Source organism: Synechocystis sp. PCC 7509, from assembly GCF_000332075.2.
Classification (GTDB): Bacteria; Cyanobacteriota; Cyanobacteriia; order Cyanobacteriales; family Chroococcidiopsidaceae; genus Aliterella.
Genome location: NZ_ALVU02000002.1, coordinates 58,723 through 79,080 on the forward strand (window position 1 = coordinate 58,723; position 20,358 = coordinate 79,080).

Annotated in this window: 28 protein-coding genes and 1 pseudogene; 7 read left to right on the forward strand and 22 right to left on the reverse strand. The window is 42.1% G+C overall.

Features of this window, described 5'->3' with window-relative positions; translation table 11 throughout:
* The first annotated feature begins 2 nt into the window (after positions 1-2).
* Positions 3-371, forward strand: a complete 369-nt coding sequence (locus SYN7509_RS0221425) for a hypothetical protein (protein WP_009630283.1) — start codon at positions 3-5, stop codon at positions 369-371.
* A gap of 16 nt (positions 372-387) precedes the next feature.
* Here SYN7509_RS0221425 and SYN7509_RS0221430 read toward each other — a convergent pair whose 3' ends face one another.
* Complete coding sequence (locus tag SYN7509_RS0221430; RefSeq protein WP_009630282.1) at positions 388-819, reverse strand: PIN domain-containing protein; 432 nt, start codon at positions 817-819, stop codon at positions 388-390.
* Complete coding sequence (locus SYN7509_RS0221435) at positions 816-1,100, reverse strand: hypothetical protein (protein WP_009630281.1); 285 nt, start codon at positions 1,098-1,100, stop codon at positions 816-818. Before SYN7509_RS0221435 ends, SYN7509_RS0221430 begins: the two co-directional genes overlap by 4 nt.
* Positions 1,101-1,311: 211 nt before the next feature.
* Between SYN7509_RS0221435 and SYN7509_RS0221440 the strand changes: the two genes are divergently transcribed.
* From SYN7509_RS0221440 to SYN7509_RS0221450, 3 genes are read left to right on the forward strand one after another with little or no spacing between them, the layout of a single operon-like run.
* The gene (locus SYN7509_RS0221440; protein WP_009630280.1) at positions 1,312-1,608 is read left to right on the forward strand and encodes a hypothetical protein; all 297 of its coding nucleotides are present in this window, start codon (positions 1,312-1,314) and stop codon (positions 1,606-1,608) included.
* Positions 1,605-2,015, forward strand: a complete 411-nt coding sequence (locus SYN7509_RS26665) for a zinc-finger-containing protein (RefSeq protein ID WP_009630279.1) — start codon at positions 1,605-1,607, stop codon at positions 2,013-2,015. Before SYN7509_RS0221440 ends, SYN7509_RS26665 begins: the two co-directional genes overlap by 4 nt.
* A 9-nt stretch (positions 2,016-2,024) precedes the next feature.
* Positions 2,025-2,312, forward strand: a complete 288-nt coding sequence (locus SYN7509_RS0221450; protein ID WP_009630278.1) for a hypothetical protein — start codon at positions 2,025-2,027, stop codon at positions 2,310-2,312.
* Between the two features lie 455 nt (positions 2,313-2,767).
* On the opposite strand, the gene SYN7509_RS0221460 is transcribed toward SYN7509_RS0221450, so the two are convergent.
* Positions 2,768-3,115, reverse strand: a complete 348-nt coding sequence (locus SYN7509_RS0221460) for a hypothetical protein (protein ID WP_009630277.1) — start codon at positions 3,113-3,115, stop codon at positions 2,768-2,770.
* A gap of 469 nt (positions 3,116-3,584) precedes the next feature.
* Entirely contained in the window at positions 3,585-3,707 is a 123-nt protein-coding gene (locus SYN7509_RS31455; RefSeq protein ID WP_255327332.1) for a hypothetical protein, read from the reverse strand.
* On the opposite strand from SYN7509_RS31455, the gene SYN7509_RS31835 reads away from it, so the two are divergent.
* Complete coding sequence (locus SYN7509_RS31835) at positions 3,651-3,791, forward strand: alpha-ketoglutarate-dependent dioxygenase AlkB (RefSeq protein WP_369792322.1); 141 nt, start codon at positions 3,651-3,653, stop codon at positions 3,789-3,791. The genes SYN7509_RS31455 and SYN7509_RS31835 overlap by 57 nt on opposite strands.
* A gap of 215 nt (positions 3,792-4,006) precedes the next feature.
* Entirely contained in the window at positions 4,007-4,546 is a 540-nt protein-coding gene (locus SYN7509_RS0221465) for a hypothetical protein (protein WP_009630276.1), read from the forward strand.
* A 96-nt stretch (positions 4,547-4,642) separates the two neighbouring features.
* On the opposite strand, the gene SYN7509_RS0221470 is transcribed toward SYN7509_RS0221465, so the two are convergent.
* Both SYN7509_RS0221470 and SYN7509_RS29355 read right to left on the reverse strand, forming a co-directional pair.
* Positions 4,643-5,149, reverse strand: a complete 507-nt coding sequence (locus SYN7509_RS0221470) for a transposase (protein ID WP_028954076.1) — start codon at positions 5,147-5,149, stop codon at positions 4,643-4,645.
* 20 nt (positions 5,150-5,169) lie between these two features.
* A complete protein-coding gene (locus SYN7509_RS29355; RefSeq protein ID WP_202807209.1) occupies positions 5,170-5,466 on the reverse strand; it encodes a hypothetical protein in 297 nt (98 codons plus the stop codon).
* Between the two features lie 65 nt (positions 5,467-5,531).
* Between SYN7509_RS29355 and SYN7509_RS31935 the strand changes: the two are divergent.
* Positions 5,532-5,630 (forward strand): annotated as a pseudogene (locus SYN7509_RS31935) (IS6 family transposase); the annotation flags it as partial.
* Positions 5,631-5,698: 68 nt separating this feature from the next.
* Here SYN7509_RS31935 and SYN7509_RS0221480 read toward each other — a convergent pair.
* The 16 genes from SYN7509_RS0221480 to SYN7509_RS0221550 all read right to left on the reverse strand — a co-directional run bounded on the left by SYN7509_RS0221480 (position 5,699) and on the right by SYN7509_RS0221550 (position 19,913).
* Positions 5,699-7,858, reverse strand: a complete 2,160-nt coding sequence (locus SYN7509_RS0221480) for a peptidase domain-containing ABC transporter (protein ID WP_038022251.1) — start codon at positions 7,856-7,858, stop codon at positions 5,699-5,701.
* Between the two features lie 46 nt (positions 7,859-7,904).
* Positions 7,905-8,171, reverse strand: coding sequence for a hypothetical protein (locus tag SYN7509_RS0221485; protein ID WP_009630783.1), 267 nt, complete (start codon positions 8,169-8,171; stop codon positions 7,905-7,907).
* Positions 8,164-11,415 (reverse strand): type 2 lanthipeptide synthetase LanM family protein, encoded by a 3,252-nt coding sequence (locus tag SYN7509_RS0221490; RefSeq protein WP_009630784.1) that lies wholly within the window; start codon positions 11,413-11,415, stop codon positions 8,164-8,166. Before SYN7509_RS0221490 ends, SYN7509_RS0221485 begins: the two co-directional genes overlap by 8 nt.
* Before the next feature lie 119 nt (positions 11,416-11,534).
* Positions 11,535-11,732 carry a mersacidin/lichenicidin family type 2 lantibiotic gene (locus tag SYN7509_RS27840; protein WP_009630785.1) on the reverse strand — a complete coding sequence of 66 codons (198 nt, stop codon included), beginning with the start codon at positions 11,730-11,732 and terminating at the stop codon, positions 11,535-11,537.
* A gap of 29 nt (positions 11,733-11,761) precedes the next feature.
* Positions 11,762-11,956, reverse strand: a complete 195-nt coding sequence (locus tag SYN7509_RS26680) for a mersacidin/lichenicidin family type 2 lantibiotic (protein WP_009630786.1) — start codon at positions 11,954-11,956, stop codon at positions 11,762-11,764.
* Positions 11,957-12,202: 246 nt separating this feature from the next.
* Positions 12,203-12,430, reverse strand: a complete 228-nt coding sequence (locus SYN7509_RS26685) for a mersacidin/lichenicidin family type 2 lantibiotic (protein ID WP_009630787.1) — start codon at positions 12,428-12,430, stop codon at positions 12,203-12,205.
* A gap of 154 nt (positions 12,431-12,584) precedes the next feature.
* Positions 12,585-12,716 (reverse strand): hypothetical protein, encoded by a 132-nt coding sequence (locus SYN7509_RS31460; protein WP_255327333.1) that lies wholly within the window; start codon positions 12,714-12,716, stop codon positions 12,585-12,587.
* Between the two features lie 87 nt (positions 12,717-12,803).
* The gene (locus SYN7509_RS0221510) at positions 12,804-13,283 is read right to left on the reverse strand and encodes a hypothetical protein (protein ID WP_009630788.1); all 480 of its coding nucleotides are present in this window, start codon (positions 13,281-13,283) and stop codon (positions 12,804-12,806) included.
* 128 nt (positions 13,284-13,411) lie between these two features.
* Positions 13,412-13,642 (reverse strand): mersacidin/lichenicidin family type 2 lantibiotic, encoded by a 231-nt coding sequence (locus SYN7509_RS28800; protein WP_009630790.1) that lies wholly within the window; start codon positions 13,640-13,642, stop codon positions 13,412-13,414.
* Positions 13,643-13,722: 80 nt separating this feature from the next.
* Complete coding sequence (locus SYN7509_RS0221520; protein ID WP_009630791.1) at positions 13,723-13,917, reverse strand: mersacidin/lichenicidin family type 2 lantibiotic; 195 nt, start codon at positions 13,915-13,917, stop codon at positions 13,723-13,725.
* A gap of 157 nt (positions 13,918-14,074) precedes the next feature.
* The gene (locus SYN7509_RS0221525; protein ID WP_009630792.1) at positions 14,075-17,368 is read right to left on the reverse strand and encodes a type 2 lanthipeptide synthetase LanM family protein; all 3,294 of its coding nucleotides are present in this window, start codon (positions 17,366-17,368) and stop codon (positions 14,075-14,077) included.
* 154 nt (positions 17,369-17,522) lie between these two features.
* Positions 17,523-17,783: a hypothetical protein gene (locus SYN7509_RS0221530; RefSeq protein WP_009630793.1), complete on the reverse strand. Its 261-nt coding sequence runs from the start codon at positions 17,781-17,783 to the stop codon at positions 17,523-17,525.
* Positions 17,784-18,125: 342 nt separating this feature from the next.
* Entirely contained in the window at positions 18,126-18,398 is a 273-nt protein-coding gene (locus SYN7509_RS0221535; RefSeq protein ID WP_009630794.1) for a hypothetical protein, read from the reverse strand.
* 121 nt (positions 18,399-18,519) lie between these two features.
* On the reverse strand, positions 18,520-18,795 hold the full coding sequence (locus tag SYN7509_RS0221540; RefSeq protein ID WP_009630795.1) for a hypothetical protein: 276 nt from the start codon (positions 18,793-18,795) through the stop codon (positions 18,520-18,522).
* A gap of 147 nt (positions 18,796-18,942) precedes the next feature.
* On the reverse strand, positions 18,943-19,209 hold the full coding sequence (locus tag SYN7509_RS0221545; RefSeq protein WP_009630796.1) for a hypothetical protein: 267 nt from the start codon (positions 19,207-19,209) through the stop codon (positions 18,943-18,945).
* Between the two features lie 110 nt (positions 19,210-19,319).
* Complete coding sequence (locus SYN7509_RS0221550; protein ID WP_009630797.1) at positions 19,320-19,913, reverse strand: LuxR family transcriptional regulator; 594 nt, start codon at positions 19,911-19,913, stop codon at positions 19,320-19,322.
* Positions 19,914-20,358 lie beyond the last annotated feature (445 nt).

Consider the following 20,358-nt stretch of genomic DNA (forward strand, 5'->3'; position numbering starts at 1 on the left):
CAATGGGTAAATGCACAGCCTTAGAACCCGCCCCGACGAGATTCTACGCTCCATCGGGGCTGTTTACTGATGAGGATTTGCACCAATTAAGCGCTGAGTATTTGGGGGAAATCATTGTTTCCCCCGGCGGCAGCTTTCGGTATCGAGTGATTTCGGGTCCGCTCTGTCGGTTATATTGGGAGCGCGGCAAACCACAGCCAAATGTAAACGAGTCGGCGTATTCACGTAACGCCAATGGCAAAGGCTGGAAGCGATCGCATCCTAACTTTCTTTCATACCAAATAGCAGACGGTGGCTTTGTTACCGTGCGATGGCAGTTGCCTATGCAGCAGACTATTGGAGCTACCAGCGCAAGTTCAGTAGCGGCTTAATGAACATTATTTAGAGCTAAGGAACGTAAACGATCTGTGCTAATTCTGTACCAAGACGAGTAAAATGTTTTGGGTTGAGCGTTAAAAGTCTTTCTACTGATACTTTCAATGCGGATTGAGCAATTAACGCATCAAAAATTCCTCCACCAGTAAGATTGAGTGCTGTCATCTGTGCGATCGCCGCTTGATAATCTGCCTTATCTAAAACGACAGTTTCTAAATATTGAAGGTGACTTTCGATCAGAAGTTTGGCATCTTGCGGAGAAATACGTGGTTGACTGGGCATCCGCGTCAGCACAGAATAGAGTTCCGCCAAACTGTGAGTGGAGAGATAGCCTTTTATTCGGTCTAATTTCGCCGCTTGTAACTGAATAAAGCAGGGAGCATGGCTTGGATGTTGCGGTAGTGAAGCGGCAACAATAACCGATGTATCGAATAAAACGTTCACAACCCTAGTTGCTCCCAATCCCTTTCACGGCTTTGCTCAATTAACTGGTTAAAGTCGATGCGCTCTAGAGATTGTGTGTCGAATACTAAAATTCCCTCTTTTTCTCTAAGATGAGAGTCCGCCGAATTAGAGAGCGATTCTGTAATTGATAGGTTTGGGAGTTCCTGTTTGAAGGCATTGATTTTCTCCGTTAGAGTTTGGAGGATAAATTGCTCTGGGGAAATACCTTGCAGCATGGCAATTTGTTCGATTTCTTGTTGGAGTGCAGGGGAAAGGTTCATGACAGCGCTCAACCTATTCAGTATTTAAGTCATCTTCAGCTTAACGTCTACTTTAATCTAAAGTCCTTTTGTGCCAGGTAACGGGTATTTCTGTTAACACCTAAACAATCAAACAGGCAACAAATCTTTTTCCCAGCAGCCCAAATATCAATACCCACATCCGTTAGTTACTACTAGCGGGTTTTGTCTTATCTAATAAAGGACACCAACAATGCTAAATCTCAACAGCCACTCGCTCAATCCAAAAGACGAGCCAACTTTACAGCAACTACAAAACCATCTGCAATACCTGAGCCAAGATAAAAAAGCCGCAATTGCGATCGCCGCCCTCTATGAAGCCACCGAACCCCAAGAAATTTACTTCGACTACGTTTGCGATTGCTGCCCCAAGTTCAACAAAGCGATCGCCTTACTTCAAGACCTATCCAAACCGGGACTATTAGCAGTTGCTAGAGCGATAACGGAGGAAATAGCGGTACTAGAGCAGTTGCAGGGGATAAGCCGATGAAACCTCAAAAGTGTCCCTTTTGCCGTAGTAGCGTGTCTTTAATTGATAGCGCCAAAGTTTTCGGGTGCAGTTATGGATTCATTTATTTATGCAATTCCTACCCCAAATGCGATGCGCGCGTTGGGTGTCATCCCGGCACAATTACCCCGCTAGGAACTTTAGCCGACAAAGACTTGCGAAAATGGCGAAGGAAAACTCATCGCAAGTTCGACCCACTGTGGCAGTCCGGTGTTTTTCCTGATCGCCAAGCAGCTTACAAGTGGCTATCGAAAGCCATGAGGTTGCCTTTAGAAAGAACCCATGTGGCAATGTTTGACATTCGGCAGTGCCAAAGGGCGATCGCTTGCGTTGAGGTTTTTACAAGGATTAGGCAGCGCGTCAGCACCAAAGTAACAAATCCTTGTTAAGGAGAAAATATGAAGTCCAAAGCGATTGCTATTAATCCTCGTGATGGATTCGACTTACTTGCCGTATGGGAAAAAGACGGCAGGAAATGGTACTTGTTGCAACTGGCGCGTCCCCAGAGTGCAATTGCGCTGTACTGGGCAAACCCGAAGGCGCGACTGGTGTTCCCGACGGGGGTTAATCCTAATCATCTTGAGCAAAAGATTCTCAAAACCAACAGTAGGAAAACAAAGGATGGTAATTACAGCGTTGGAGCGGATAAGCTGAACTGCATTAACGGGCATCACCAATCAAGATAAACGGCGACCAATAAAAGGGATGCTTGCCAATCAAGCTCAACTTTGCGCCAAGGTAATGCTTTTCCTTTGGTCATAACCTTTTTGAGGTTTCGGTAAAACTCAATCATCAAGTCCTTTTCTTTTCCTCTTGGCTAATGAGACTTGGAAAGAAACTGCCTCCTAAATTGCTTCAAAAGCAGACCCACAGACAGCTTTACATTGATACAGCAATTAGCCGTATTCATCTGGTATATTGACCTCTTGGCTATTTTTATTATGTAAAGCTCTTTGTAGGCAACTGTAAAGCTTCTATTCTCCCAAGCATAGATTGCTTCGCCAATACATAATTGAGCAATTGAGCGGCTCAAGTATTTAGCACTCTTGAAGATGTTTGCATAAGTCTTGTTAAATATTTACGCAAACATCGACATCGCCTTGTTAATTACGGCTAATTTCAAGTGCCGTTTCAATCCCAACTATTCCTCAAACACTAAATCGGTTTCCTGACAAAAGTCAAAATTGGCTGGCTGTGAATAGCTGCCATCAGCATATACAGCTTTAATGGACTGGCTACAGCTTTCATCATCGGTATTTTTATCCCAGACAAGCTTGGCTGTCTCACCGGAAGCAATGCCACTACCGACATCAAAATGTCCCCAATTGTCTCCATCTTCTGACACCAATAGTTCTGTGATTGATGTTTCTGCCGAGTTTTGCACTGTGAATGAGTATTCGGCTAGAGCATTGCTAACTTGAAGGGTAATTACAGCTACTGTTGTGCTGACGATAATAACAGCATTCTTAATCAGATGTGTAGATTTCATTGGAGTTTTGCTCTTAAATAAAAGTTACTGCTATCTTAGCCTCGGTAAATAACGGCTACAAACTGTAAATCTACTAGGTTTGAGATAAAGTTTCGGCGAACTTAACGCCGTCAATTGAATGCGACAAACCGTAAATTTACTTGGATTGCTACATTTCTCATGTTCTAACCATTATCTTTGCTTTCGATATTTGACAGTTGTCCTATCTTCTCCAGTAGTATTCAGCTAACAAAGGGTCGGTTGTTATCCTGGTAGCGGTAGCGATAAATCGCCAGGAACATTAGCCGACAAGAAGTGGCGGCAATGGCGTAGTTCTGGCTCATCGTCACTTTGACCCCTTGTGGGGGTTGCAACTGGAAAAAACTCACATAGCTATGTTTAACATTCGGCAGTACCAAAAAGCGATTTTACTGATTGAGAACCTTACCAGAAGTGAGCAGTACGTCAAAACAAAAGTGATAACTCATTGCTAAGGGGTGATAGTGGAATATTTGTTTTGGGCGGCAAACATCGTACCGACGCAACCAAACAATATATTGCCCAAAGCGGCGATGTTATTGTAATGGGCGGAGAAAGCCGAAATTTCTTCCATTCTTTTAAGGGAATCGTACCCAACACTAGCAATTTACTGAAGAATGGCGATAGGTTAAATTTAACGATTAGGCAGATAAATTAAGCTCTAGAGTTAAACATTAATATTTGCCTTTTCTCAGCAATTATTAATATTTAATGCTTAACTTTTATTTCAACTAATTGTATTATTGAGTTAAGCAGGTATTGAAGTTCCAAAAAGTCTTGTTGGTTCCCTTGCTACAACTGCTGCCGCAGTGCAGATGCGAAGATAAAATTCGGCACTCCCTACACGCCGAACACATAAAAAGGATTTCTATCATGTCTACACAAGAATTGCTGACTTACTTCTTCAATGCGATCGCATTAGGCTTTACGATTATCGCAGTAATGGATTTCACTTCAAGGTTAATTGCTCTCTACAAACAAGTTTCGAGCGCTCCAAGTCTATCAAAGACAGAACCCACTCAACCTTTGCCTATTCAACCACCACTGGTTGCAGCACTTCCACAACCAATTCCACCTTTGCCTGACCCTTGGCTATTGCCTTTGACAATGCTTGTAGAAACGCCAACAACAGTTCCAGTTTATAAACAATCAATCCTGCGTTTGCTACCGCCAGCGAAAGAACGTTTCGTAGAGTCATCTTTGCCAGTATCGGAAGAAATACTTGCAGCAGTAGACCTTAGCAAGCTAAAATTACGCCAAGCTCGAAAGATAGCTAAAGTGCTAGGAATAGCCCAGAAAGTTAATGGGCGCGACCAGAGGCTTGCGTTTTTAATCAGTCAAATAAAATTCAAGTTGCAGCAAGCTAAACCAGAAATTTTGCAAGTAGTAAAGCAAGAACTGCTTGCAAGCTAAACGTTTTCTCACGAGGGATGAAGGTAACATCCCTTGCGATTCCAACTAACCTTTTGTCAAAAAAACTTATGAATTTGCATCAAGCAATACAAGAACCTATCCCAGTAATAAAATTCTGTTAATCCAAATGTGAATTGTTGCAAGGGAAATAAAAGCATTAAAGCAGGCAGAAATTCTTTCCCATCGAACAACAAGTCTACGGTATTTCCGTTGAAACCATGCAAAGCAGCGCTCTTGTTGAAAACGAGGGACTGACATTTTTATGGGTCTACCTCGATTTCTTTTAGTTTTCCAGGCTCGCTTCGGCAACTGCGGTCTAATACCACGTTTGCGTAAAGCCGCACGCAAATCTTTGGAGTCATAGCCTTTGTCCCCAGCCAGCACTTTGACCCGTTTACGGGGTCTGCCAGGAGAATTAGTTTTGACAGTAACGCTATTCAATAGCGGCATCACTTGTTCTCTTTCACTACCATTAGCTGCGGTCGTGCAATTAGCCAGAGGCATACCATTACCGTCGGTCAAAGTATGAATTAAAATTCCTTTGCCCTTATAGCCATAAGCAACGTCCTCACCTCCTCCTTTCCCAGGGGGAAAAAGAGCCATCGACCGCACCATGACTCCAGTTAATTAATCCTTTTTCCGAGGCGATGCCTAATATCCTTGCTTGTAGTCGCTCTAGCGTTCCATCTGCTTGCCAGCTTTTTAGCCATCGGTGGGCTGAACTTTTTGATGCCCAAACTTCTCCCTTCGGTACATCGCACCAACGGCAGCCCGTAATCAATTGCCTTCATTAAGGTGTTGATTACATGACGGAAAGGCGCATGGGGCATTCCCCGTCCCCGTTTTTCTCCTTTCTCGCCGATCACATCCTCAAACAACTTCCATTCTAGATCGCTTAATCCCTCAAATCTTCCCGCCATATTCTGTAGGACTTAATCACTCTGACAATTAGATTATCACCTTTTGACCTTAGTGGGATAGATTCATGAACATGGTGAGAAAAGGACAAGTTATTGGCGTTCCCAGGGGAGCCATCAAAGAGCGACTTGTCTTCATCCATCAAATCTTTGGGGTAGTTGCATAATCATAACTCCTAAAATAGGGGTTTTCTGTACTCACTAAGTTTTTGCAACACAACTATATTTTTACAGTTTACGATCTTTGTAGCGGGTTTGATATCAAATTGCTGTAATATTCATGTTTGGCTAGGAGTTGCTTGTGAGAACCTCGTTCAACGATTTCCCCGCCCTCAACAACAAAGATTATGTCTGAGTTGCGAATGGTACTTAATCTGTGAGCGATCGCAATCCGCGTACATCCTAACTTACTTAAATTCTGTTCTACTAAATTCTCTGTTAGCACATCTAAATGACTTGTAGCTTCGTCTAGCAAAAGGATTGCAGGCTGATGAACTAAAGCACGGGCGATCGCCAATCGTTGACGCTGACCGCCAGATAACCCCGAACCGCCTTCAGCAATTCGGGTTTCGTATCCCATTGGTAGTTGCACAATATCCTCATGAATCTCGGCAACTTTTGCCGCTTGTATTACCTGTTCTAAAGAAATACTGGGGTTGTTAACCATAATGTTTTGCCGGATAGAACCACTAAACAGAAATGGCTCTTGCAACACTACTCCGAACTGACTGCGTAAGCTGCGCCAATTTAGGTTTTGTAAAGAGATACCATCGTACAAAATTTCTCCGGTGGTGGGTAAGTACAGACCAAGCAACAGTTTTGCTAAGGTACTTTTTCCCGAACCTGACCGACCAACTAAAGCAATTTTTTGACCTGGTTCAATTGTCAAAGAGATATTGCGTAAAACAAGCGGTGCATTTGGATCGTAGCGAAAGCTAACGTGGTTTAGTTCAATTTGCCCGGTCAAAGGTGGTGCAGCTTTTACCCCGTATAGCTTTTGTTCTGGTTCGGCTGCCAAAACATCGGTTAGTCGCTCTAGGTGTGCGCCAACTAATTGCAGCCGTTGACCGTTGGATACTAGAGAAGTTAAAGGTACGAGAAAGGCAATGGCGATCGCATTAAATGCCAACATTGTCCCCAAACTCATCGATCCATTCAGTACCAATAGCGCCCCTACCCATAACAACACGAGGGGCGAACCCGCACGAATTGCTAACATTGCCGTGTCAATTCCTGCGGCTAAATGGTTACGTTGTAAGGAAACGTGGAGTTGATTAAAAAATAAATTTGACAAGCGATCGAAAGCTCGATCTTCGCATCCAGAAGCTTTAACGGTTAAAATGCCCGTCAGCGTTTCTACAAGGTAGCTTTGGGACTCGGCTTGAGCAATTAAATCGCGCTGCATTAAGTCGTGGATGCGCTCAGTAGTCGCAAACAAGAGTCCTAATTGAAGTAGACCAGCAATTAGAACCACCAAACCAAAGATCGGCGCTTGCACGAGTAAAAGGACAAGGTAGCCTAATACAAAAGCACCATCTAAAACTATTGATAAAGTTTGACCTGTGAGAGTTTCTCGAATAGTGGCATTACTCGCCAATCGCATTAACAGATCCCCTGTGGTTCGTTGCTCAAAAAAACGAAAAGGAAGGGCAAGTAAGCGATCGCAAAAATCCAGCATCATCCGGCTATCGGTGCGTGCTTGCAAATAAATCAGCAGTATGGAACGCAGATAACTTGTGACGATTAAAGCTAAAATTGGCATTGCCATTCCTAGAGCTAACATTGGCATGATGCTAGTAATCTGGAGGGGGAGGACGCGATCGACCAATATTTTAGTAAAGATGGGGAGTAAAAGCCCCATAACTTGTAGTAATAAAGAGCTTCCCAGAATTTGCAGAAGTAAGCCCGGTTTATCTAGCACGTACCCAATTAAATAATTGCGCCACGATTTCGGAGTTTTAGGAACATTACATTCAAACTGCAATCCCGGCTCAAAGGTTAAAACTACCCCCGTAAAGCTGGCGGCAAATTCTGCCACCGTCAACCGTCGTCTTCCCAACCCCGGATCGATAATTTCAACCCATTTTGGCGACCAGCTTTCGATAGTAATAAAGTGACTAAAATCCCAGTGGGCGATCGCTGGTAGTGATATGTATTTAAAATCAGCTAAGTTTTCGATTGAATATGCCTTTACTCGCAATCCATAGGTACGAGCAGTTTTAGCGATCGCCTCAGCGTGAACCCCATCTCTACCAATACCCAGGCGATCGCGGCATTCAACAACGCTTGTGGGGCGACCGTAGTAGCTAAGAATCATTGCTAGGCAAGCTGCACCGCATTCTACAGCGCTTAGTTGCAGCTTTACCGGAACTCGATGTTTAGACCAAGGCATCATACTTTTACTAAAAAAAGATAAATGTCTCAATCGCCCACCCATTAACTCAATTTTGGAGTAAATTTTTTGTGTGGCTCGAAATGCGTTCATTATTTAAGTCAGTAACAGGTTCAATAGCAAGCCAAGTAATAACGCTAGTAGCGGCAATTAGTCCCACTAGCAACCAAAGATAGAAAAAGGTTTTTGGGGAAAGTAACCGAGGTAAAACGGCTTTCTCCTGACTCTCGACGTAGCGGCGCACGGCTTCATCTCTAAAGATTGAGCGTTTTGTAGGTGGAGAATCCCGCAGTGTCTCTTGAGTCGAATCACTCATAATTACTTACTCCTGGATGTATAGGAGGCGCTAACACTAAAACAGAGGGAATCTGTGTGGGCGCGGCTAAACGCAGTAGTCCATAACCAATACCTGCAAGTCCGGTCATCAATCCGGGGGATTCTACGCCTAGAGGAATCCCGCAAAGCCAGCCATTTTGACTAATACTATCGAGGATATTACTTGCAAGGCGATCTATTTGAGTTTGCCATTGAGGATTTTTAAGGATTTGACTTGCTTGCAATAATAATTCCAGATTGCCTAGATCGCCGTGACATAAAGAGTGATTTTTACCAAAGCCCTCAGCTATGGTTATTTTGATCGATGTATCAATCTCAGCGTGGATTTCAGAATTGTCAAGATGTTGAAGACATTGCAAACGTACCATCCCAATTCCCGGTGCGCCATGACACCACGCTGTCATAAAGTTAGTTTGCTCAATGCTATCTGCTAAGACTGATGTTGCAAACAGGCGCAGATCGGGCCAGTTCGATGCTTCTAGGCTAAACAGACTCCGCTCGTAGGCGATCGCATTTAAGGCTGTAGTTCTAAACCTTTCTGCTTTAGAAACGGCAGCTAGTTCAAGCAACGCCCAGGCAATCCCCGCATTACCATGAGAACAACCAGCTAGAGGTTTTGTACCAACGGTGGAGACAACCCAACCGCAACCTTGATCCATTGATTTCGCATTGGCTAATAAGCGATCGCCACATTGAATTGCTAAAGCTAAGGTGCGACTTCTAGAAGAACAACAATAAAGGTTGAGTAAACTAACAATGCAGCCTGCAACACCGCCAATAATATCAAATTGCCGATCTTTTTCAATTAGCGGCGGCAAAAGTTCAACTAAACTTTCCGCCTGAGTAATTAATTGGGGTTGCTGCCACAGAGTCCCCAAATGAGTCAGAGTGTAGATAATGCCACCCCAACCACTAAAACCACCAATTTGATCGATCCAGGAGCGACCCTGCTCTAATTGCCTTTGGAGTGTCTGCAATGCCGAACGAGCTAAGTTTGTATAGCGATCTTCAGCAGAAATCGCCCCAAGATAAGCTAAAAATAAAATGATTCCTGGCAAACCATCGTAAAGATCGTATCCCAAAGGCGCAACAGACCAATGGCGGTCATTCACTAAAGTTAAGCCAATCCAGGAAACATCTTGCTCTCCTCGTAAAGCTAAGGTTTCTAGGCGATCGCCTACCGCACGAGCAGCCATTAATAAACTCTGGCAATCGGCAACAGTTTGAGACTCTGTTAATTTGTAACTTGAATGTCCCTGTTGCTCGTCGGTGCTGAGATAGAGGGATGTTAAGGAGGCTCGAATAATCCAAAGTTGCCTTTGTAAATCGGCTTCGCCAAGTTGTTGCAATCGACGTTGCACCGAAGCCAAGCCAGACTCGTCAAGAAAATTAGCAATTTTTTGACCGGAACTCGCCCATAAATCCTTTGATTCAGGACGGGTAGTAAATAGAGGAATGTCACCTTTTAGCAAGTCTTGACCCTCGGCGGGAATTAATTTAGCTAAATGGGGAAGATGTTCAACAGCTAACCAAAGTTTATCGAATAAGCGATCGCGCTCTAGAGCATTCCGCAACACATCGGGATGGAAACTTTCGGCGAGTAATGTAGCATAAGTTCGTGTTGCTCTGACAATTACTCGTACCGTATCCCCAGCAAAACTAGCTAATAGTCCATTCTCTGCTAACAGTTCCTCTCGATGTTGCCAAAGCAAGCGATACATATTAGTAAAGCCATGATTAATTTCTGCTGCATAATCCAGCACGTTAACTGTTTTGCCGTTAAGGGTCGGTTGATTCTGCGCTCCTGGCATCTCTACGCGCTGGCGAGTGAGCTTCATTTCATCGGTTCCCACTCCTTCCCAGCGTGGTATTTGGTGGGGAGTCAGTTGACCTTCTGATGCTCCTAAACCACTAATATCAATGCCTGCAAATTCTTCATTTGACCACATCCGATGAGGAAGCAACCCAATACCATACACTGAGTAACCAAGAGTATTGTTAGCAAGTTGGTCTGCTTGTTTGAGATCCGCACCTCCAGCACGGGGATGAAACAACGCTTCTAAGTCAAGTAAAACTGGGTGTTCTCCCGCCGCAATCAAGTTTTCGTGGTGAAAGTCTGTTGCTTCCAACCCGTAGAGAATAGCTAAGTAAGCTCCTTGTCGCTCGTAAAATCGTTGAATTTCCTCTTTTGAAGAACAAGTTTGAGCCTCAATAAATTCAACCCAACCATAGGAAACGCGATCGCAGGCTTTCAATGTTCTAAATGGTGGGTGATTTCCGCGGTCATTCGTCCAAGTCAACAAGTTTTGGAAATGAATATCGAGAGATAGCGATCGCGGCTTATAGACTACCTGAAAGCCAGAACTAAATTTAGCAATAATTACACTACGTCCGTCTCGGTGGCTGTCACCTGCACTACTACTTACTTCTGTTAGTACGCCCGGCTCTATATTTGGAGTAAATGTTGCTCGAATTAAGTCCCAATCACTACATAAATGCTGGAGAAATTCTAAACTCACCGCCACCCAGCGATCGACACTAATAGTAAGTTGTCTTGCCAAAACTGGATATTCTTTTAAGATATTTAGAGCTACATCGTGCTGGCGCAAACGCCCAATAAAGCTTTGAAATCTCTCCTTTGATGTATCTCCTGACAATAATCCTTGCAGACGAGCAACGTTTAATTCTAATACCAAGGTGCGACTCAACATCATCAACAGTCGCTTTGGGAGGTTGATAAATAACAGGTTTTCTATAGTTTCAATATTGAAAGGTAAATTAGACTGTGAGGGAATTAATGCTTGTATACCTTCTTTTAGGCGATCGCGTCCTTGACTAATTAACGGCTCAATTATTTCTAAAAAGCCAATTATCTCTATAGCTTTGAGTTCTTCGGGAAAAGTCATTACAGCCGGAGGACGAGCAAAGGCTTGTGCTAAATCAGTTAGCCAAGTTGGAGGATGGGAAAAGCGATCGCCTACAACTTCAATTGGTGCGCCAAGAATGTCAAAAAACTCATCTTCACTAATGCTGTCTGTAGCTAAACGTTGGGCAAAGCAAGCATCTTTATCTAACGGTGACTGCGATTTCCAGCGTTCTCTACAACGTTGAGCGAGAGCAAAATCAATTTCAAACTTACTTGGGGCAGTTTTTAACAATGCAATGCGTTCGGTAAGTGCGATCGCTTGATACCAATCTGCACTTTGAAAAATTGGTTGATTCATAAAAATTTCTCTATAAATTCTTGCGAAACCTGTAGTTAAGCAACGGCGATTGAGTTACTTTTACTTACCCGCCACCGCTCAATTTAAGGGGTTAGCGTCATAATTTTGACTTCTACCGATTAGATACAATGGGGAGATTGACTACAACCGCCATCGCCAGTATTGTTGTATCGACCTCCCGCCGCAAAACCCAACTCTGCATCAGTCAGTTCTACCAACCCAACGGGATTTTTTGGCAGCAATGCCCGTTCTTTTTCGCTCAATCTGTTGCGAAAATCTGCATCTTTCCAAGCACGGATAATGTTTTCGTGCGACATAATGTCCTCCTTATTAGTAATGTAAATAATTAGCAATATCGCCGCAAAGCTGGACAAGTTTTATCTGTAACTGCTGCGATTCTCCCTACTACAGCGCCTAGCTCTGCATCTGTGAGTTGAACCAATCCCACTGGATTTTCTGGCAAAAGTAAACGTTCCTTTTCGCTCAAGCTGTTGCAAAATTCTGTATCTTTCCAGGCGCGAACAATGTTTTCGTGCGACATGATTTTTTCCTGTATTTGTATTAGGTGATTTTAAAAATGTGCTTGTCTAAGCAATTTTCTTATTTTAGTTTTAACTGATAATTAATAAAAGACCTCCTACACTTTTGGGTAGTTTTACAAAATCATTGATCAATTTCTAGCTGGCTAAATTAGCAAGTAAAAAATAAGCGCCCTCTTATTTATGAAAAGAAAGAAGGCGATTGCTAACTACCAGCTTACTGCTTCAAACTACTTGCTATTCAGCCGCTACAACGGGTCTTGTCGCTTCACTGTAACGCAGCAAATGTAAGTGCAGTCATAACTACCTCCCAAGGTGTCATCGTTCCTACGTCCGCCGGAAACATTGCCTAGTTCGTTATTTGTCAATTCGACCAACCCTACCGGATTTTCTGGTAGCAACGCCCGTTCTTTTTCGCTCAAGCTATTGCGAAATTCTTCGTCTTTCCAAGCCCGAATAATGTTCTCGTGAGACATATTTTCCTCCCACTATTGTTAGATTGATATGGAAAAACTTACTTTTAAATAACGCTAGACGTTCGCTACCTCTGACCGCTCTGATAAAGGGTTTAGCCTTCCTTTGGTAGCAACAAAGTGGAGGAAGCGACAGAAACTCCACAAACCGCCTACATTATTTTGAGATTTGCACTGTTTGAATCTCTGTCATCGCTCTCCTTGAAGATCCAACAATGGGACATAACGGTAAAACTCCCATCCAGTGCATAACTCTGTTGTAAGCGATCGCACAGTTGATGTTGCCCACACATTTAGGTAGTCTTTGATTCAGTTTTAAGAAATCTACCTAAAAAAATGCGATCGCACATTAAAAATTACATCGCCTAGCACTTTCCTAAGCTGCTATAGGCTCAATTGGCTGACCTAAGATTTGCTCCATCACGTCTGGTTGCATGGTTTGTAAATATTGGGGTACAAATTCCGGCGGTAAAAACTCCAACAGGATACGATCCTCTACCCAAAACTCAATGGCGCTAAAGGGCGCATCCCCTGCTTGGCGAGTCAGAGTGCGCCACCCTTCCCGTTGCCCAATCTGCTCAATCTGTTGATGAGTAGTAGGAACTGAAATTGCGGCATGGGAAGCTACAAAGTTGGTAGGTGTAGTTTGAATTACCTTAGCTGATTGGGTATCAGTACCCGGAATCCATACATCTCCTGCTTTAAAAACTACAAAGTGAGTGCCATAGTTATCAAAGGGCATCACGATGTAACTACCAGGAATTAGAAATTTATATACTTTGCCTTTCAAGATTTCGGCTAGAACGCCAGCAACTCGTAATGGATTGTAAGCATCAATTGAAATATGATGAATCATTAGAATGACTCCTTAAGTCAAAATTACAGTGGATTTTAACAGAGATGCGATCGCACCTTTATCTATGAGAAAAAGGCAAGCGATCGCTTTTAATTAATTTCACTAATTGAGAATGATGGCAATTTATGCTACTTCTCTACACCACAAATTAGAGGTAAAGTACAAGCAATAATTCCTGAATTGCAACTTTCATCGCCGCCATAAGTAAACTTTCTTCCACCCGCCGCATTTTCTAACTGAGTATCTGTCAGTTCAAGCATTCCTGCGGGGTTTGCGGGTAGTAGTGACTGTTCCTCTGGGGTGAGACTTTGGCGATAATTTTCGTCTTTCCAAGCCCGAATAATGTTCTCGTGTGACATAACTTTCTCCTAAAAATAGTTAATTGGTATGAATTTGTTGTTAGCTTGCGTCGCTGAGTTTTAAAGAGTGTCAGCAAAAGTTAGCAGCAGACAATACACTTCGACATATAGTGGGTATCTTCAGCCCGGATACCACCAGCAGCAGCGCCTAGATCCTCATCAATCAGTTCAACCAGCCCCGCAGGGTGTGTTGGTAAAAGTTCGCTTTCCTGCTTGCTTAAACTATTGCGAAACTCTCGATCTTTCCAAGCACGAATGATATTTTCGTTAGACATACTTTCCTCTTGTTGTTGTTAAATTGCTTTAAAAAATACTTATTTAAAGCAATTTTTAATCCTGTTGTAATCGATTCTTAATAAGATTTGCCCTACCCCTTTGAGTAGTCTTATTATTTTTTACCAAGCTCAGAATTAACCTTTTAAAAAATTGCTATTACTCCCATAGCAATACTGAAGGTAATTGCTCAGGCTGTGCTAATCGAAGTAGCTGATAACCAATTCCGGCGCTTCCTGAGAAAAAGCCAGGATTAAACACAGAATTAGGTAAATTAGGAAACAGTTGATAAGCTCCGGTACGCTTGACTTTAACCACAACATTTGTGGCATTTTGCAAAGCAACTTGATACAAGTCAGAACGAGAGTAGCGTTGAGCCGCAACCAAAAGCACTTCAACCCGACCCAGATTGCCACAGCATAGATGATCGATTGCTTGCAACGCATAGCGCTGGGTAGTCTGCAAAGCTATGTCAATCTCCCATTCAACTCCAGGAATGTTGGCAATCTCCAAACTTCCCAAACGTCCTAAGCCAATTCCCGCCGCACCATGACACCACTGCACGGGAAAGTTATTAGGTTGTCCTAGTTGGCGAAAGTCGGGCCAGTTGCCATTAACAGAGGAAAAAACCCTGCGTTCGTACTCAATCCCTTCTAGAGCGGCGGCTAAATAGTTGCCATCTTGAGTAACAGCATAGAGTCTTAGCAGCGCATAAGAGATACCCGCAGCCCCGTGAGAGAAACCTGTAAATGGTCTTTCCCCAAAGCTTTTCCAAGCTTGAGGAGCGCCTTCATAACTAACCCTGTGGGTGAGTAAATGCTGTCCGCAGGCGATCGCTCGATCTAATACCGTTGCGTCTTCTGTTACTTTATACAGAGACAATAGCCCTAATATTGCTCCCGCCGCACCGCCAATAATATCTAAATGTTTATCCGCCGCAATCAGTTCCGGTGTCATCCAAGTAGCCAAGATTTGAGCATCTTGCAACAGAGTTTCATCATTCAAGAAATGGCTGATTTTGACAAAGGTATAAATAATCGATCCTAAACCCGATGCGCCGCCAATTCCCATAAGACGCGCACTTCGCTGCTGAGACTCTAAATCGAAGGAGTGAATTTGCTGGCGAAAAGATTGTAAAGTCCGCAATGCTAAATCGCAAAAACGTGACTCTCCAGATACCTGAGCCAGAGCGGCGAGAAACAGAGCCACCCCACAGCGTCCAGAATAAAGATTATCGTTCAATACGTGGAGTTGAAATCTTTCTGACTCTGGCATATAGATTAAGCTAACCCAGTTGATGCTACCGTCGGGGTCGGGAATTGCTCTTGCTTCTAGCTCTATTGCGATCGCCTTAGCTTCTTCAATCAACTGTACCTTATTGAGCAAAGGTAAAGATTCAACAGTATGCCATTGCTCATCTTGGCTTGAATATTGCGCCACCTTGGCGTAAAAAGAGCCTTGAATAATTGCCACTTGTCGGGACAAATCGGTTTCATTCAATGCTTGTAATTGGCTCAAGACCTGTTGGTAACTTGGCTGTTGAAAGTAGTTAACAATAGTTTGATTGGCTAAATTCAACTCATCACTAGCAGCACTAGCAGTAAAAAAAGGAATGTCTAACTGCTCCATCGCGCGCAATTCTGCATTCAGAATCGACCAAGCTTGGGGTTTGTTCTGAGCCACCAAAAAGGCATAACTGAGGCGATCTAGTTCAATACTATAATCCACTCCATGCTTAAGGTAATCGGGTGTCCAGGCGTTTTGTAAGGTCGTACCATAGATCCGAGTAGCGCGGAAAATAAAGCGGATTTGTAGCTCTTTCATGGCAGCTAACGGACTATTTTTTGCCACCAATCTATCCTTATTTACCATCAAGAAGCGATACATCTGCTCGAATCCAGTAGCAATTTGTGCCTGATAATTGTTAGCAGATAGAGCAGTTTTACCTAAATGCGGCACGTTTTTCTCTACAGGGAATGTCACTAACTCTTGCTGCTGGTGCATATCGTCAGTATTAATTGCTTGCCAGCGACGCACTTTTCGAGCCGTAGCTTGAGAATCGGCACTACCCAACCCACTAATATCATAGGCAATACGGCGATCGCTACTAAAGTCCCATCGCGGTAACATTCCCGTGCGTAATACCGAATCCCACAGGTGTTGAGCGGCGGCGGTATCAAACTCTTGAATAAAAGGTGAGTTTTCAATTAAATTTGCTTCATGATGCAGCAGAGTTTCCATATCAATCAACACCAAATGTTCGCCACTAGCAATCAAATTTTCGCAGTGACAATCAGTTCCTCTGAGGGCATAAAGTAAGCACAACAGCATTCCGGCTCGCCGATAGAAGCGTGACGCAGCATTTTCATCTACACAAGGTTGATGTTCTACACATTCCACCCAACCATAATTAACTTGGTTAAGCACCTGAATTACTTTGAAATCTAATAGCTGGCTGTTTTGGTTGCACCAGTTCAAAAATTGGTTAAAAGCCGCCTCTAACCCTAAATCTTTGGGCTTGTAGACAATTTTGAGTCCAGACTCAAAGGTAAGCAAAATAACGCTTCGTCCGCGTTGGTGGGCATCGCTAAGAGCGGTTTGGATTGCAATAACTTTATTTTGGGCAGATAACCCAGTTGTTGAGCCAAAAACACGCTGAATATCTGTTTGATCTTGAGCTAATCTTTGGATAAATTCTGCTGTGAACTCAACCCAAAAATTGACGGCGGTTGCTACTAACCGACCTAAAACTGGATACTTTTGGACAAAGGTCAGCAATCCATCTTCAAGCAGTTGAGCAACAAACTGGGTATAGTAAGTTTTACTCTTGTTTTCTGTTTCCAATCCCAACAAATTGAGCAAATTTTGACCAAAGGGACGAACCTGGGAAAATTCAAAATCTAAGGTTTTAGTGCAAAGTGCCGCCAGTCGTTGCAGCAAACTACGTTCTAAGGCACTGTAAGCGGCTTCGGAAAGGATTGATAGAGGTTGCTTAGTTAATAGTTGTTGTCTGGCAACGGCGATCGCTGGTAGTAAAATATCTTCAAAGGGGATAGGATTTTCTGGGTCTATTGGTAAAACCGATCCAGGAGTAAATTTTGTTGCTGTTTGAATAATCTGTTGCAGGGTTTCCGCCCATTTTGGCAACGGCTCCGTAGCATTTAATCGCACTGTTCCCATTAGAGGCAAAACCGTGTCCGTATCTAAACCTTCCCATTGCAAACGCTTTTGCAAAATATCCCAATTGCCTTGAGCGGCGACTTGACACCAACGATTTAAGCGTCGGTCAATTTCTGCTTCCTTTGCTTGGGAGTTATCCGCAGTAAAACGCTGTAGATCGAGGCGTTCCCACAGAAAGCTGGCATTAGCAACAATCAATGTTAAATCTGCGTGAGTGCAATAGATGGAAGGTGCGTAGGCGTAGCCCGCCGTAGGCATCGCTATTTGAGACATAGGGCAAATTCTGAGGATGAGGGGTGATAATTCGAGTTAGCAATTTAAGAAAAAGGCGATCGCACTGTGTGATCGCTAAAAATCTGTAAAGTAAAGGGAAGTTAGTCTTCCCCTCAACAATTGGCTGACATTAAAAGCTCTGAAATCTAACAGATTATTCCGAGCAATAAACCAAGCCACATTTACAATCAGGCATTCTTCCACCAGCAACAGCGAGTAAGTCAGATTCTGTTAGGGCGTGTTCCTCTAACATCAACCCGCTAACTACTTGTGCTATGCTTTCTTGGCTGAAAAAATAGCCTTTTTCTGCTCCAGCCGTTACAATCATTTTAGTAGCTTCTACTAAGTTACTGGCTGCTTTTAATTGTTGCTGCAATTGAGTATTCTGTAGCAGTTCTTTGATGTTTAAATTCATGAGCTTGTTCTCTTTTTCTGATTTAGTTTGCTTTAGAAAATCTACTTCGTTAGAGCAATTTTCTTATTCTGTTTTAATTAATAAATAGTAGTTTTTGTACTACACTTTTGAGTAGTTTATTATTTTATTCAACCTCTAAAAAAGTGATGTGCAATGATTAAGAAAATCTTTTTCAATTATCATCTAAGTGAACATTATAGGGGCGCAATGCATTGCGCCCCTATAACGGTTATATGTTTATAAATTAAATAGGATTGCTATATTTATGAAACACATAAACTCGCTACAGTTACCATCGAATTAGCTTGAAAACAAGCTAATCTTTAAGAAAAAAGCCGAACTTTAGCAACGAGTCCCTGAATTTATTGTTTTACACAATCCGCCGGAAATTGGTTGTAACCCCCCAGTAACTGCTAGTAAATCAGCTTCCGAAAGTTCCTGTTCTTCTAAACTTAGCCTGCTGAACATTTGAACTACACTATCTTGGGTGAAAGAGTAGCCTTTTTTTGCACCAAAATTTGTAATCAATTTGATAGCTTCTATCAAGTTATCCGCTTCTTTGACTTGCTGTTGTAATTGAGTATTTTGCAGTAGTTTTTTGATGGTCAAAATCATGAGCTTATTCTCCTTTTTGAAGTTAATTGATGTCAGCTATTGAAATTACCCAAACTAAAGTGAATAATAACTTCTCTTTGAGATATTTTTTGCTAACAATTGCCTTACTTTTGGAATGTATTTAACAGAGAACAGAGAAAATACTATCCCACGATGTAAATATAGTACAACTGTTTCTCAATCCACCACTGACTGCAAGTAAGTCTTCTTCCGTAAGTTCTTGTTCTATTAACATTAGCCCACTAACTATCTCAGCGACACTATCTTGAGTAAAAGAATAGCCTTGTTGTACTCCAGCATTTGTAATCAGTTTGATAGCTTCTACTAAGTTGCTAGATTCTTTGATTTGCTGTTTTAGTTGATTATTTTCCATGAGGTGTTTGATATGTTGAATCATGAGTTTATTTTCTTTGTTGAAGTTAAGTAATCTAGAAAAATTCAGCAGCAGTTTTAATTCTTATGCTTTGAGCTAGAATTAGATAGATTTGGAGCAGAGTCTAGCAATCTATTTAAGATACAGACTCTTACCCTACCCGATGCAAGCCTACCAGCAGCAATCGTAAAAGCTTAACCCCGTTATAGCAGAACCCCGCAACCCACCAGTAACAGCAAGTAGTTCAGATTCCGAAAGTTCCCGTTCGTCTAGTATTAGTTCGCTAACTACTTGAGCTACATTTTCTTGGGTAAAAGTGTAGCCTTTTTGTACACCAGCATTTACAATAAGTTTGATAGCTTCTACTAAGTTGCTAGATTCTTTAACTTGCTGTTTTAGCTGAGTATTTTGTAGTAATTGTTTGATGTTGTAAATCATGAGACTGTCTCCTTTTGGTTTAATAAAGCTTACTTATTTAAAGTAGCTTTCCTACTCTGTTTTAATCAAATAAAAATCAAACACAACTACCCTTTTAAGTAGTCGTATTGTTATTTATCGATCTCAAAATATAGTTTTTTTGGTTCTAAGCAACTACGTTTTTTGGCGTAAATATTTTTGGCATGAAACTTCACAGTATTGAGACTGATTTGCAGCATTTCAGCAATTTCTTGATAGGTGTATGCTTTCGATAGCAAATTTAAGATTTGTGTTTCGCGTTCGGTTAGGTCGTATTTTTTTTGCTCTATCCATAATTCTTCTTGCAAACTTGCATTACGATCTTCTAAAAATACTAGCAACCAAGGGCGATCTTCTACTCCAAAAGTAACTTGGGAAGCGCGAATCCGAATAGTTTGCTCCTCAGCGATTTGATACTCTATTACAAGCTCTCTGTTCTTAGAACTAGAATTTTTAGTTAAGCGATAATAAATATCAGCAATAACTGGAGGTAGATTATCTGAATAATGTTTATTAAGACAGAGTTGTTGACAGATTTCTCTTGCTTTTGAATTTAGATAAACAGGTTTGAGATTTTGAGAGACAAACATTACCCCTTCTTGAATTAGATCGATTAATGAGCTTTTAAGTTCATTAATATCGGGAGAAAAGCTGCTTAGGTAATTTGGCTTTATTGTGTTTATCATTGGTGTGTATTGCTAAAAAATTATCTAAATTTGAGTAATATTTTCCCTTGATCTTGTTGATGGTTGCGCGATCGCAACGACCTTCAATTTCTAAGTTAATTGGCTATTTTGTAATTGTCGTTACAGAAAATCTCTGGATAAAACCCCAGTCAGCCTGAAAAATCTCAGAGCAACTTATATAAATGTTTATTTTGGAGCAACATTAAACACAGCTAACTAACGAGGTATAACTAAACTTAGGATTATTAGGCGCACTACCTAATGCATCAAACCTTCTATTAGAAAGAGTTTGACTTCACTAACCTGTTCTACAAATAATTAGACTTATCTACTTAGTCAAATTTTTTACAGTACCTCTGTAATATTTTTTAACTTCTGAAAATATCAGGTTTAATTTAAGGTTGTGTTGCAAAAACTTTGTGAGGACAGAAAACCCCTTTGCAGG